Origin of the sequence: Pseudomonas shirazensis (assembly GCF_014268785.2) — a bacterium.
Lineage (GTDB): Bacteria > Pseudomonadota > Gammaproteobacteria > Pseudomonadales > Pseudomonadaceae > Aquipseudomonas > Aquipseudomonas shirazensis.
Genome location: NZ_JABWRD020000004.1, coordinates 94,430 through 107,855, shown reverse-complemented (window position 1 = coordinate 107,855; position 13,426 = coordinate 94,430). Strand labels below are relative to the sequence as shown.

Annotated in this window: 7 protein-coding genes; 3 read left to right on the top strand and 4 right to left on the bottom strand. The window is 62.8% G+C overall.

The genetic code is table 11. The annotated features are described in order from the left end of the window. Positions 1-76: 76 nt before the first annotated feature. Both HU736_RS20550 and hrpA read right to left on the bottom strand, forming a co-directional pair. Positions 77-1,198: a beta-ketoacyl-ACP synthase III gene (locus HU736_RS20550; RefSeq protein WP_101317571.1), complete on the bottom strand. Its 1,122-nt coding sequence runs from the start codon at positions 1,196-1,198 to the stop codon at positions 77-79. A gap of 228 nt (positions 1,199-1,426) precedes the next feature. Next, the gene (hrpA, locus tag HU736_RS20545; protein WP_186697831.1) at positions 1,427-5,332 is read right to left on the bottom strand and encodes an ATP-dependent RNA helicase HrpA; all 3,906 of its coding nucleotides are present in this window, start codon (positions 5,330-5,332) and stop codon (positions 1,427-1,429) included. 478 nt (positions 5,333-5,810) lie between these two features. On the opposite strand from hrpA, the gene HU736_RS20540 reads away from it, so the two are divergent. Further along, positions 5,811-7,175 carry a glutamine synthetase family protein gene (locus HU736_RS20540; RefSeq protein WP_103436508.1) on the top strand — a complete coding sequence of 455 codons (1,365 nt, stop codon included), beginning with the start codon at positions 5,811-5,813 and terminating at the stop codon, positions 7,173-7,175. 30 nt (positions 7,176-7,205) lie between these two features. Beyond that, the gene (locus tag HU736_RS20535; RefSeq protein ID WP_186697829.1) at positions 7,206-8,513 is read left to right on the top strand and encodes an NAD(P)/FAD-dependent oxidoreductase; all 1,308 of its coding nucleotides are present in this window, start codon (positions 7,206-7,208) and stop codon (positions 8,511-8,513) included. Between the two features lie 52 nt (positions 8,514-8,565). Here the strand turns inward: HU736_RS20535 and fadD1 are convergent, their stop codons facing one another. Together fadD1 and fadD2 are read right to left on the bottom strand one after the other, a co-directional pair. After that, positions 8,566-10,263: a long-chain-fatty-acid--CoA ligase FadD1 gene (gene fadD1, locus HU736_RS20530; RefSeq protein WP_186697828.1), complete on the bottom strand. Its 1,698-nt coding sequence runs from the start codon at positions 10,261-10,263 to the stop codon at positions 8,566-8,568. A 314-nt stretch (positions 10,264-10,577) separates the two neighbouring features. After that, entirely contained in the window at positions 10,578-12,266 is a 1,689-nt protein-coding gene (fadD2, locus tag HU736_RS20525) for a long-chain-fatty-acid--CoA ligase FadD2 (RefSeq protein WP_186697826.1), read from the bottom strand. A 202-nt stretch (positions 12,267-12,468) separates the two neighbouring features. Between fadD2 and HU736_RS20520 the strand changes: the two genes are divergently transcribed. Continuing rightward, positions 12,469-13,413: an alpha/beta hydrolase gene (locus HU736_RS20520; RefSeq protein ID WP_103436504.1), complete on the top strand. Its 945-nt coding sequence runs from the start codon at positions 12,469-12,471 to the stop codon at positions 13,411-13,413. Positions 13,414-13,426: the final 13 nt, after the last annotated feature.

The following is a 13,426-nucleotide window of genomic DNA, read 5'->3' as shown; positions in this document are numbered from 1 at the left end:
AGGGATCTGCAGCGCCGCCGAAACCTGTGGGAGCGGGTTCACCCGCGAAGGGCTGCAAAGCAGCCTCGCTGTTAGATCACAGCTTGCGCAGGATCACGCTGCCAATCGAATACCCCGCCCCAAACGAACTCAGTACGCCCAACGCGCCCTTGGGCAGATCATCCTGATACAAATGCAGGGCAATCACCGAGCCCGCCGAGCTGGTATTGGCATACCGATCAAGAATCACCGGCGCATCCTCTTCAGCCACCTCGTGGCCGACCAGCTTCTTCACGATCAGATGGTTCATGCTCAGGTTGGCCTGATGCAGCCAGAACCTGCGCACGTCACTGGCCTGCAGATCGTTCTCGGCCAAATGCTGAGCAATCAGCTCGGCCACCATCGGGCACACTTCGCGGAACACCTTGCGGCCTTCCTGCACGAACAGCTTGTCGGCAGCACCTTCGCCGTCTTCGGCAGTGCGGTTGAGGAAGCCAAAGTTGTTGCGGATGTTGTTGGAGAACTGGGTCAGCAACTTGCTGCTGACAATCTCGAACTGGTGCGCCGAGGTCGCCAGGTCGGCACGCTCGATCAGCACTGCCGTGGCGCCGTCACCAAAGATGAAATGGCTGTCGCGATCACGGAAGTTCAGGTGCGCGGTGCACACCTCCGGGTTGACCATCAGCACCGCCCGCGCCTGCCCCAGCTGCACGCTGTTGGCGGCGGTCTGGATGCCGAAAGTCGCCGAGGAGCAGGCCACGTTCATGTCGAAGGCAAAGCCCTGGATGCCCAACGCAGCTTGCACTTCGATGGCGATGGCCGGGTATGGCCGCTGCAGGTTGGAGCAGGCGACGATCACGCCATCGACATCGGCCGCAGTGCGGCCAGCGCGTTGCAATGCCATCAGCGCCGCGCTCACGGCCATCTCGCAGAGGATCGACTGTTCTTCGTTGCTGCGCTCAGGCAGCAGCGGCTTCATCCGCTGCGGGTCGAGGATGCCGGCCTTGTCCATGACGAAGCGGCTCTTGATGCCCGAAGCCTTTTCGATAAAGGCTGCATTGGATTCGGCCTGAGCCTCGACCTCGCCACGCTCGATGGCGTCGGCGTTGTCGGCATTGAACTGCTGCACCCAGGTGTTGAACGACTCCACCAGTTCTTCATTGGAAATGCTCTGGGCCGGAGTAAACAGGCCGGTGCCGCTGATCACGACGTTATGCACGATCGTTCCTCTGGTCGAAGGCCATCACGCTGGGGCGTTGGCCGAAATAGGGTTTGGCTAATGGCACCTTGGTACCAAGTTGAACCTGTAATTGTCTGCATTGAAACGGCCGAAGGCTGTGCCTTCGAACGTTGCGCCTGGCCACACCTGCATCGGCGCATTGCTGCCCATGCCGGCCTGGCCAGGTCTCGCTGAAACCTGCAGCGAGTTTGCCACAACTTCAGCAATTTAACCTTCTACCTGGCTCCACTGCTTGCTCAGGCGCTTGTCCGAAACCGCAACCTTGGTCCCCAACTGCTGGGCGAACAACGACACCCGGTACTCTTCCAGCAACCAGCGATACAGCACCAGCTGCTCATCGCGCTTGCCTTCCTGAGCGTGCTTGTCGGCACGGGTTTTGTACTGCGCCCAGAGATTGGCCAGCTCGCCACTCCAGACCCGGTCCTTCTGCACCTGACTGCCCAGCTTTTCCAGGCGCAGCTCGATCGCCTTCAGGTAACGCGGCAGCTCTTTGAGCCACTGCGCAGGTGTCTCTCGAATAAACCCTGGATAGACCAGGTTGGCCAGCTGCTGCTTGATGTCGTTGAGCGAAACCGCCTGACTCAGGTCGATCTTGCCCTTGAAGCGCTTTTGCAGGCCATGCCACAGCTTGAGGATCTCCAGGCTCAGGCGCGCCAGCCGCTCGGCATGCTCCGCCCAGCTGCCGCGCTTGCGCTCGGCCAGCGACGCCAGTCCGGCGCCATCGCGCGGCAACTGCGCCTCGCCGTCGAGGATGCAGCTGTCGAGGCTGGCCAGGAGAATATCCTCGACCAGGGCCTCGACCCGGCCCATGTCGCGGTACAGCAAGCCCAGCTCGGTCAGCCCCGGCAGCTTGCTGCGGAGGAACTTGGCCGGCTCTGCCAACTGCTGCAGGAGCAACCGCTGCAACGCCCGGCGGTGCTGGAACTCGGCCTCGGCATGGGTCGAAAAACGCCCTTCGCGCACCGCGCCTTTGTCCTCGACCAGCGCCGGATACACCGTCATCGACAACCCGGCGATCTTCTGCTGGGCGGTCTCGGCTACCGGGGTAAAGGCCTTGGCCTGCACTGGCTGGTCGGATTTTTCGGTGCGCGGCATGGCCAACGCCGCCTGGCTGGCGGCAACAAAGCGTGCAGTCAGCTCGGCCAGATCACGGCCCTCGCCGAGGAACTTGCCCTCGCCGTCGACCACTTCGATGTTCATCCGCAGATGGCTCTCGACCAGCTCGACGGCTTCGGCCCAGGCTTCGTCCGAGACGCGCGCACCGGTCATGCGCAGCAACTCCTGGCCAAGGGCCTGAGGCAGGCTGCCCTGGCCAAAGGTCATGCGCGAAAGCGCCGCCTTGACGAAGTCCGGCACCGGCACGAAGTTCTTGCGCAGCGCCTTGGGCAGGCTGCGCACCAAAGCAATGCACTTGGCTTCGAGCAGGCCCGGCACCAGCCACTCCAGACGCTCGCCCGGCAGGCTCGGCAGCAGCGGCGCCGGCACCCGCACGGTGACGCCGTCGCGTGGATGATTGGGCTCGAAGTGATAGCTCAGCGACAGGCTCAGATCACCGATTTTCAAGGTGTCCGGATACTGCGCGGCAGTGACTTCGCTGGCCTCGCGGGCGAGCACGTCCTCTTCGCGCATGATCAGCAGGTTGGCGTCCTTCTGGCTGGTCATGCGGTACCAGGCATCGAAGGTCGCGGTCTGGTGAATCTCTGCCGGCAGGCGTGCTTCGTAGAAACCGTAGAGGGTTTCTTCGTCGGCCAGAATATCCCGGCGGCGGGCCTTGGCCTCGAGTTCGTCGAGCTGCTCGAGCAGGCGCTTGTTGGCCGTCAGGCATTTGGCCCGCGACTGAATTTCGCCGCCAACCAGCCCTTCGCGGATAAACAGCTCACGCGAAACCACCGGATCGATCGGGCCGTAATGCACCGGGCGGCGACCGACCAGGATCAGCCCATAGAGGGTGATCTGCTCGAAGGCGACCACCTGGCCACGCTTCTTCTCCCAGTGCGGCTCGAAGTGGTTCTTCTTGATCAGGTGGCCGGCCAACGGCTCAATCCAGTCCGGTTCGATCTTGGCGACCATGCGCGCATACAGCTTGGTGGTTTCGACCAGCTCGGCGGCCATCACCCACTGCGGGCGCTTACGACCGATGCCGGACGATGGATGAATCCAGAAGCGCCGCTGCCGCGCACCGAGGTAATCACCCTCTTCGGTCTTCTGCCCGATCTGGCTGAGCAGGCCGCTGAGGATAGCCTTGTGCATGCGCTGATAATCGACCGGCTCTTTGTTCACGGTCAGTTGCAGGTCACGGCAGATCAACGCCAGCTGGCGATGGGCATCACGCCACTCGCGCAGGCGCAGGTAGTTGAGGAAGTTCTTGCGGCACCAGTTGCGCAGCGGGTTGGCGGTCAGCGCCAGGCGCTGCTCTTCGAAACCGCGCCACAGATTGACCAGCCCGGCGAAGTCGGAGTCGACGTCCTTCCATTGCGCATGAGCCTGATCGGCCGCCTGCTGACGCTCCGGTGGACGCTCGCGCGGGTCCTGCACCGACAGCGCACTGGTGACGATCAGTACTTCCTGTAGGCTGCCCAGGCGCGCGCCTTCAAGCAACATGCGCCCCAGCCGTGGGTCGATCGGCAGGCGTGCCAATTGCCGCCCGAGCGGGGTCAGCTGGTTCTCGCGGTTGACCGCCGACAGCTCTTGCAAGAGGTTGAAACCGTCGCTGATGGCCTTGCCATCAGGTGGCTCGATGAACGGGAAGGCATCGATATCGCCCAGGCGCAGATGCAGCATCTGCAGGATCACCGCGGCGAGGTTGGTACGCAGGATCTCCGGGTCGGTAAACGCCGGCCGGCCATTGAAGTCATCTTCGCTGTACAAGCGAATGCAGATGCCCGGCTCGACCCGGCCACAGCGGCCCTTGCGCTGGTTGGCACTGGCCTGCGACACCGCCTCGATCGGCAGGCGCTGGACCTTTGCCCGGTAGCTGTAGCGGCTGATGCGCGCGGTACCGCTGTCGATCACGTAGCGGATGCCCGGCACGGTCAGCGAGGTCTCGGCGACGTTGGTCGCCAGCACCACGCGACGGCCCGGGTGCGACTGGAAGATTTTCTGCTGCTCAGCCGGCGACAGCCGCGCATACAGCGGCAGGATTTCGGTGTGGCGCAATTGCGCCTTGCGCAGCATTTCGGCGGCGTCGCGGATCTCCCGCTCGCCCGGCAGAAACACCAGCACGTCGCCCGGCCCCTTGCCGGCACTGCGCTCGTGCGCAGCGATCTCGTCGAGGGTCGCCAGAATCGCCTGATCGACGCTGAGGTCTTCTTCGACCTGGTTGCCTTCCTCGTCATGCTCGCTGGTCAGCGGCCGGTACCAGGTGTCGACCGGATAGGTACGGCCAGACACCTCGATGATCGGCGCATCGTCGAAATGCTTGGAGAAGCGCTCCAGATCGATGGTCGCCGAGGTGATGATCAGCTTCAGCTCGGGCCGACGGTGCAGCAAGGTCTTCAGGTAGCCAAGCAGGAAGTCGATGTTCAGGCTGCGTTCGTGGGCTTCGTCGACGATGATCGTGTCGTAGCGCTCAAGAAAGCGGTCATGCTGGGTTTCAGCCAGCAAGATGCCGTCGGTCATCAGCTTGACCAAGGTGTTGGCATCGCTCTGATCTTCAAAGCGCACTTGATAGCCGACCAATGCTCCCAGCGGCGTGCCGAGCTCTTCGGCAACCCGCGCGGCCACGCTGCGTGCAGCGATCCGGCGCGGCTGAGTGTGGGCGATCTGGCCATGGCTGCCGCGGCCCAGTTCCAGGCAGATTTTCGGCAGCTGGGTGGTTTTGCCAGAGCCGGTTTCGCCGGCGATGATCAGCACCTGGTGTTCGCTCAGGGCTTTTTTGATCTCGTCACGCTTGGCCGCAATCGGCAGGCTGTCGTCGTAGCGGATACTCGGCACACTCGCCTGGCGCGCGCTGACTTTGTCGAACGAGGCTTGCACCTTGTCTGCCCACAAGGCCAGCTTGGCCTCGTCCGGGCGCTTGCGCAGCTCGTGCAGTTGCCGGCGCAGACGATGACGGTCGGCGATCATGGCGTGGTCGAGATTGTTCAGCAGCTGGTCGATGGCGTTATCAGTCATGGGGCTTTTTAATGATGCAGGTGAGCCTGCTGGTACATGATTGGCATTCGAAGAGGGGCGATTGTCGCAGATTTGCCGAATCTTTGCTTTCAGCGCCGGGCGCGGGTCGCGTGAACCTCAGCGAGCATGGCTGGCGCGAATGTTTAGCGAGCAGCTAACTTAAGGTAGCCATTCGCTGATTTAATCAACCTTACTGCCCATGGGAGTATCGACCCATGAGCGTCCCCACCCGCACCGCACGCCCGCCGTCCCGCCCTTCGCTGCCGAAGGCCCGGGCCTGTGTCGGCGAAAATCCGCTGGTGCACATCATCCTCGCCTTCTGGGCCCTGTGGCATTGCCGCCACGCTCGCCCGCCCGATCTTTCGCCCGCGTTGCACTGACCACACCCGGCGTCTCTGCGCCGGTTTACCCAGTCCGGCCTGGCGCCCATTGCGTGCAGGTCCGTGCGCCTCAGCAATGAGCCGCGAGCGAATCCACCATGCACTTTGCTCCCCTTGAGCAGGCCGAACAGTTTCTGGCCAATAACCCCGATATCGACCTGATCGAGCTGTTCATTCTCGATGCCAACGGTGTGCCCCGCGGCAAGCTGCTGCACCGTGACGAACTGCTGGCGGTGTACCAAAGCGGCAGGCCGCTGCCGAGCACCATTCTTGGCTTGACCATCAATGGCGACGACGTGGAAAACTCCGGCCTGGTGTGGGACGTCGGCGATATCGACTGCCGCGCTTATCCCCTGCAGGGCAGTCTGGTGCGCCTGCCGTGGCGGCGGGTGCCAACCGCAGCGGTGCAAGTCAGCATGCACCCGCGTGAAGGCCTGCCGGCCAGTGTTGCCGACCCCCGTCACGTCCTGCTGCGCACCATCGAAGCGCTCAAAGCCGACGGCTATCACCCGGTGATGGCTTGCGAACTGGAGTTCTACCTGCTCGACCAGCAGCGCGATGCCCACGGCCGGCCGCAGCCCGCGCTGGACAACGACGGCGGCCGCCCGCGTGCCACCCAAGTGTATGGCCTGCGCGAACTGGAGCAGATCGAGCCGTTTCTGGCTGACCTGTACGCCGCCTGCAAAGCCCAGGGTATCCCTGCGCGCACGGCGATTTCCGAGTACGCCGCAGGCCAGGTCGAGATCACTCTGGAACACGGCGACGCCTTGGCGGCGATGGATCAGGCCGTGCGCTACAAGCGCCTGGTCAAGGGCATTGCCCATGCCCACGGGATGCAGGCGTGCTTCATGGCCAAGCCGTTCGCCGAACTGGCCGGCACCGGCATGCACATGCACCTGAGCCTGGCCGACGCCGAGGGTCGCAACCTGTTTGCCAGTGAAGATCCGGCCGGCACGCCGCTGCTGCGCCAGGCAGTCGCCGGCATGCTCCGCCATCTGCATGAATCGCTGTTGCTGTTCTGCCCCAACGCCAACTCGTTCCGCCGCTTCCAGGCCAACAGCTACGCGCCGCTGGCGCCGACCTGGGGCGTCGACAACCGCACCGTGAGCCTGCGCGTGCCAGGTGGCCCGGCCAACAGCCGGCACATCGAACACCGCATCTGCGGCGCCGACGCCAACCCGTACCTGGCGGCTGCGGCGATTCTCGCCGCCACCCATCAGGGCCTGCGCGAACAGCTCGACCCCGGCGCGCCGGTGACGGGCAACGGTTATGCCCAGGCCACCGAACACCTGCCCACCGACTGGCTGACCGTGCTCGATGCACTGGAGCAGTCGGCCTGGGCCAAAGAGGCTCTCGGCGAGGATTTTCTCGGGGTATACCTCAAGGTCAAGCGCGCCGAGTACCGCCAGTTCATGGCCGAAGTCGGCGAGCAGGACTGGCGCTGGTACCTGCATCAGGCCTGAGCCCTACCCTTTTCATCTCAAGGAATTCGCATGAACGCAGCACTGAACAAGGGTTCGGCCCAGCGCGCGCCGTCCTACTACAGCGCCACTGTCAACGACCATAGCCAGTACCCAACCCTGCAGGGTACGCACCAGGTCGATGTGGCGATCATCGGCGGCGGTTTCACCGGCGTAGCCACGGCGGTCGAGCTGGCCGAACGTGGGCTCAAGGTGGCCATTGTCGAAACCAATCGCATCGGCTGGGGCGCCAGCGGGCGCAACGGCGGCCAGGTGACGGGCAGCCTGTCCGGCGACGAGGCGATGCGCCAGCAGATGAGCGCGCGCCTCGGCAGCGAGGTCGATGACTTCATCTGGCAACTGCGCTGGCGCGGCCACGAGATCATCGAGCAACGGGTGCAACGCTACGGCATCGAGTGCGACCTCAAGCGCGGCCACCTGCACACCGCGATGAAGCCATCGCACATGGCCGAGCTGCAGAGCTTTCACGCTGAGGCCCAACGCCGCGGCATGGGTGATCAGCTCGAGTTGCTCGATCGCAACGGGGTCGCCCGCTACCTGCAGAGCCCGCTGTACCTGGGCGGCCTGAAGAACATGCGCAACCTGCACCTGCACCCGCTCAACCTGTGTCTGGGCGAAGCGCGCGCGGCACACGCGATGGGCGCCTTGATTTTCGAGAATTCCGAGGTACTCGACATCGTTCACGGCCCTCGCCCGGCGGTAGTCACCGCCCAGGGCCGGATCGAGGCGCGTCAAGTGATGCTCGCCGGCGATGTCTATCACAAGCTGGAAAAGCGCCAGCTAAAGGGCAAGATCTTCCCGGCGATGGGCGGCATCGTCACCACCGCGCCACTGGGCGAACTGGCCGAGCAGATCAACCCGGAGGATCTGGCGGTGTACGACTGCCGCTTTGTCCTCGACTACTACCGCCTGACCGCCGACAAGCGCTTGCTGTTCGGCGGCGGCGCCAACTACTCCGGCAAGGATTCACGAGATATCGCCGGCGAGCTGCGGCCGTGCATCGAGCGCACCTTCCCCGCTCTCAAAGGCGTGCCGATCGAGTTCCAGTGGAGCTGCGCGATGGGCATCGTGGTCAACCGCATTCCGCAGTTGGGCAAGCTCTCGGAGAACGTCTGGTACTGCCAGGGTTATTCCGGGCACGGCGTTGCCACCAGCCACATCATGGGTGAAATCATGGCTGAGGCGGTGACCGGAACGTTGGAGAAGTTCGATACCTTTGCCGGCTGCAAGCACGTCAAGGTGCCAATGGGCGAGCTGCTCGGCAATCCGCTGCTGGCGGCGGGGATGTGGTACTACCAGATGCTGGAAAAACTGCGCTGACAGCTGCAGTGGCAACTGCGCGGGCATGGGCTGCCGCGCAGTCGCCGCCTGCTCAGGCAGTCTTTTTCAGACCTTGCTTCTTCAGCTCTTCGTCACGCAGCTCGCGGCGCAGGATCTTGCCGACGTTGGTGGTTGGCAAGGCATCGCGGAACTCGATATAACGCGGCACCTTGTAGCCGGTTACGTTGGCGCGCATATGCTCCATGACCTGCTCCTTGGTCAGGGTCATGCCCGGCTTGACCACGAGGAACACCTTGATCAGCTCGCCCGACTTCTCGTCCGGCACACCGATCGCAGCGCACTGCAGCACACCCGGCAAGCCGGCGAGCACGTCTTCGAGTTCATTAGGGTAGACGTTGAAGCCGGACACCAGAATCATGTCCTTCTTGCGGTCGACGATACGCATGTAGCCATCGGTCTGGATCAAGGCGATGTCGCCGGTCTTCAACCAGCCATCGGCATCGAGAATCTCGGCGGTAGCATCTTCGCGCAGCCAGTAGCCTTTCATCACCTGCGGGCCTTTGACGCACAGCTCGCCGACCTCGCCCAGGGCAAGCTCCTGGCCGCTGTCATCGATGATCTTGCACAGCGTCGACGGCACCGGGATGCCGATGGTGCCGACCTGGTTGGCCTCAGCCGGATTGACCGCAGCAACCGGGCTGGTCTCGGTCATGCCGTAGCCTTCGCAGATGGCGCAGCCGGTCACGGCTTTCCAGCGCTCGGCAACGCTCAACTGCAAGGCCATGCCGCCGGACAGGGTGATCTTCAGTGCCGAGAAGTCCAGAGCGCGGAAGCCTTCGTTGTTGCACAGGGCAACGAACAGCGTGTTGAGGCCGACAAAGCCGCTGAACTTCCACTTGCCGAGTTCCTTGACCATCGCTGGCAGGTCGCGCGGGTTGCTGATCAGCACGTTGTGGTTGCCGATCAGCATCATTGCCATGCAATGGAAGGTAAAGGCATAGATGTGGTACAGCGGCAGCGGCGTGATCAGGATCTCGCAGCCTTCATGCAGGTTGGCGCCCATCAACGCACGGCACTGGAGCATGTTGGCGACCAGGTTGCGGTGGGTGAGCATGGCGCCCTTGGCCACCCCGGTGGTGCCGCCGGTGTACTGCAGCACGGCAACATCATCGGCCTGCGGGTTGGCTTCGTTGACCGGCTGGCCGGCCCCCTTGGCCAAGGCATCGTTGAAACGTACGGCCTTGGGCAGGTGATAGGCCGGAACCATCTTCTTCACGTATTTGATGACGCTGTTGATCAGCAGCCGTTTCAGCGGCGGCAGCAGGTCAGCCACTTCGGTGATGATGACGTGTTTGACCTGGGTCTTGGGCACCACCTTTTCAGCCAGGTGGGCCATGTTGGCCAGGCACACCAGCGCCTTGGCGCCAGAGTCGTTGAACTGGTGTTCCATTTCCCGCGTGGTGTACAGCGGGTTGGTGTTGACCACGATCAGGCCAGCGCGCATGGCGCCGAATACCGCCACCGGGTACTGCAGCACGTTCGGCAGCTGCACGGCGATGCGGTCGCCCGGCTTGAGGTCAGTGTGCTGCTGCAGCCACGCGGCAAACGCGCCGGACAGCCTGTACAGCTCGCCATAGGTCAGGGTCTTGCCCAGGTTGCTGAAGGCCGGCTTGTCGGCAAAACGCTGGCAGGATTGCTTGAGCACCGCCTGGATATTGGGGAATTCATCAGGATTGATTTGCGCCGCTACCCCGGCTGGGTACTTATCCTTCCAAAAATTTTCGATCATGGAAGCCAACTCCTTGAGCAACAGCGAATTCTTTATACGCGTTTATGCGTTTATTATTGATAGAAGGCGCCGGTTCATTGCAAACCGTATCCTCTGAAAGCGGGCCGAGAGTATCAGCTTTGCCAAGGGTCGCCTAGAGGCCAAAACAGGCCAAACGGTCACAAATATGACTCAATGAATTATATAAGTCATATTTAGAGTAATTAGCCAAAATGTCGCAAACCGGTTGCTGCGGGCTGATCTACTGGCTATGCATATAAAGAGAGGCAAGCGCGTCGCCGCTGCTTGCCTCTGCAGTGCCTAGACCAGACGGGTCAGGCGATGTCGCGCAGCTCGCGCCGCAGGATCTTGCCGACCGGCGTCATTGGCAGCGAATCGCGCAGGACGATGTGCTTGGGCACTTTGTAACCGGTGAAGTTGGCCTTGCAGTAGGCCTTCAGCTCTTCAACGCTGACGCCCCCTTCCCGGGCCACCACAAACAGCTTCACCGCCTCGCCGGAACGCTCGTCCGGTACCCCGATTGCAGCGCAGTTGGCGACCTGCGGGTGGGCCATGACCACATCCTCGATCTCGTTCGGGTACACGTTGAAGCCCGAGACGATGATCATGTCTTTCTTGCGGTCGACAATCCGCGTGTAGCCATCGGGATCGATGACGGCGATGTCACCCGTCTTGAACCAGCCTTCACTGTCGAGCGCCTGCGCCGTTGCCTCGGGCTGCTGCCAGTAGCCTTTCATCACTTGCGGGCCCTGGATACACAGCTCGCCGCGCTCGCCCAAGGGCAACTCGTTGCCATCGTCATCGATGACCTTGAACGCCGTGGCCACTACCGGGATGCCTACTGTGCCCAGCCGCGCCAGCTGCCCATAAGGGTTGGTACTGGCCACAGGCGAGGTTTCGGTCAGGCCGTAGCCTTCCACGATGCGGCACTTGGTCAGGCTCTCCCAACGCTCCGCGGTGGCCTTGACCAAAGCGGTACCACCGGAGTTGGTGACCTTCAACGCCGAGAAATCCAGCGACTTGAAACCGGGGTGCTCCATCAGCGCGACGAACAGCGTATTCAGGCCAATCAAGCCCGAGAAACGCCACTTGCCCAGCTCCTTGATAAAGCCTGGGATATCACGTGGGTTGGTAATCAGCACGTTGTGGTTGCCGGTGACCATCATGCACATGCAGTTCGCCGTAAAAGCATAGATGTGGTACAGCGGCAGCGGCGCGATCATCACCTCCTGGCCGTCCTTGATCATCTTCTGGCCGTCGGCGCCGTGCTGGGAGAAGCACGCCAGTACCTGCAGCATGTTGGCGACCAGATTGGCATGGGTCAGCATGGCGCCCTTGGCCAAGCCGGTGGTGCCGCCGGTGTACTGCAGCACGGCGACATCATCAAGGCTGCGCGGCACCGGTGTGTGGCTCAACGCCCTGCCCTCGCGCAGCACCTGCTTGAACGACTTTGCCTGCGGCAGATCGAAGGCCGGGACCATCTTCTTGACCTTGTCGACCAGGGTATTGACCAGCCAGCCTTTGGCGGTAGGCAGCAGATCCCCCATCTTCGCTTCGATCAGGTATTCAAGGCCGGTATCGGGCAGCACCTCCTGCACCCTTCTGCCAAACATGTTCAGGTACACCAGCGCACGCGCGCCCGAATCCTTGAACTGGTGGCGCATTTCCCGTTCGGTGTACAGCGGGTTGGTGTTGACCACGATCAGCCCGGCCCGCAGCGCACCGAACACCGCAATCGGGTACTGCAGCACGTTGGGCATCTGCACGGCAATACGATCGCCGGGTGCCAGGTCGGTATTGGCCTGCAGCCATGCGGCGAAGGCCGCCGAGTGGCGTTCGAGCTCGCCATAACTCAAGGTCACGCCGAGGTTGCTGAAGGCCGGGCGGTCGGCGAAGCGCTTGCAGGAGCGCTCGAACACATCGACCACGCTGCGGTAGGCATTGATATCGATGGAGGAAGGCACGCCCGCCGGGCGTTTGTCATTCCAGAAGTCGGCATGCATTTATTATTGTTCCTCTTGGCCTGGAGCGTCCTTGACCTGCTGCACGGGGCGACAGGCGTTGAGCCGACGTTAGCAGGTAAGTGGAAGGTGGCAAACACGCCAAGGGCCGCCATTAACATTGTGAATCTTATTTGTGCCCGCCCTGCAATTTCAGTGGTAGTGCGTACACTGTCGGGGAACATGCACAGAAAAGGACGCGGTCATGGCTTACGATGCGCTCTGGGTTGCCGCCAGTGAGCACAGCAACCTGTACCTGCACCAATGGCTGCCGGCCACACCGGTCAAGGCCGTGGTGCTGCTGGCGCATGGCATGGCCGAGCATGGCGGGCGCTATCAGCGCTTGGGCCAGGCGCTGAGCGCCGCCGGCTTTGCCCTGCTCGCGCCTGATCAGCGTGGCCATGGCCGGACCGCCGAGAACGGTCGTCTGGGCCTGTTTGCCCGCAAGGATGGCTGGAATGCCGTGGTCAACGATCTCGGCCTACTCAGCCAGCACATCGGCCAGCGCTTTCCTGGCACGCCACTGTTCTTGTTCGGCCACAGCATGGGCAGTTACATCGTCCAGGCTTACCTGCTGCACCACAGCGCCAGCGTGCACGGAGCTATTCTCAGCGGCTCCAACCTGCAGCCGCCCAGGCTGTATCGCGCCGCGGCCCTGATCGTCCGCGCCGAAGCCTGGCGCCAGGGCGCCGGCGCCAGCAGTGCGCTGATCGACAAGCTTTCGTTCGGCAGCTTCAACAATGCCTTCAAGCCCACCCGGACGCCATTCGACTGGCTAAGCCGCGACGCAGCCGAAGTAGACAAGTACATCGCCGACCCGCTGTGCGGGTTTCGCTGCAGCAATCAGTTGTGGCTCGATCTGCTCCGGGGCCTGGCGCAAATCAGCCGGCCGAGCAACCTTGCCCAGGTCGATCCGAACCTGCCGATACTGATAATTGGCGGTGAATGTGATCCGGTGAGTGCCGGCAAGCGTCTCAGTGATCTGGCCGTCGCTTTGAGCGCGACCGGCAACCGGCATGTGCAGTTGCGCCTGTACCCGCAGGCGCGCCACGAACTGCTCAATGAAACCAATCGCGACGAGGTTACCGCCGACATTCTCGGCTGGCTCGAGCAGGCGCTGGCCCTTGGCCGCCCCGCTCGCAGTGAATGATAGCCAGGCCCCG

Excerpts from the sequence above, each read along its gene's own strand:
- hrpA (WP_186697831.1), bottom strand. The coding sequence starts at position 5,332 with ATGACTGATAACGCCATCGACCAGCTGCTGAACAATCTCGACCACGCC.
- fadD2 (WP_186697826.1), bottom strand. The coding sequence starts at position 12,266 with ATGCATGCCGACTTCTGGAATGACAAACGCCCGGCGGGCGTGCCTTCC.
- HU736_RS20520 (WP_103436504.1), top strand. The coding sequence starts at position 12,469 with ATGGCTTACGATGCGCTCTGGGTTGCCGCCAGTGAGCACAGCAACCTG.
- fadD1 (WP_186697828.1), bottom strand. The coding sequence starts at position 10,263 with ATGATCGAAAATTTTTGGAAGGATAAGTACCCAGCCGGGGTAGCGGCG.
- HU736_RS20540 (WP_103436508.1), top strand. The coding sequence starts at position 5,811 with ATGCACTTTGCTCCCCTTGAGCAGGCCGAACAGTTTCTGGCCAATAAC.
- HU736_RS20535 (WP_186697829.1), top strand. The coding sequence starts at position 7,206 with ATGAACGCAGCACTGAACAAGGGTTCGGCCCAGCGCGCGCCGTCCTAC.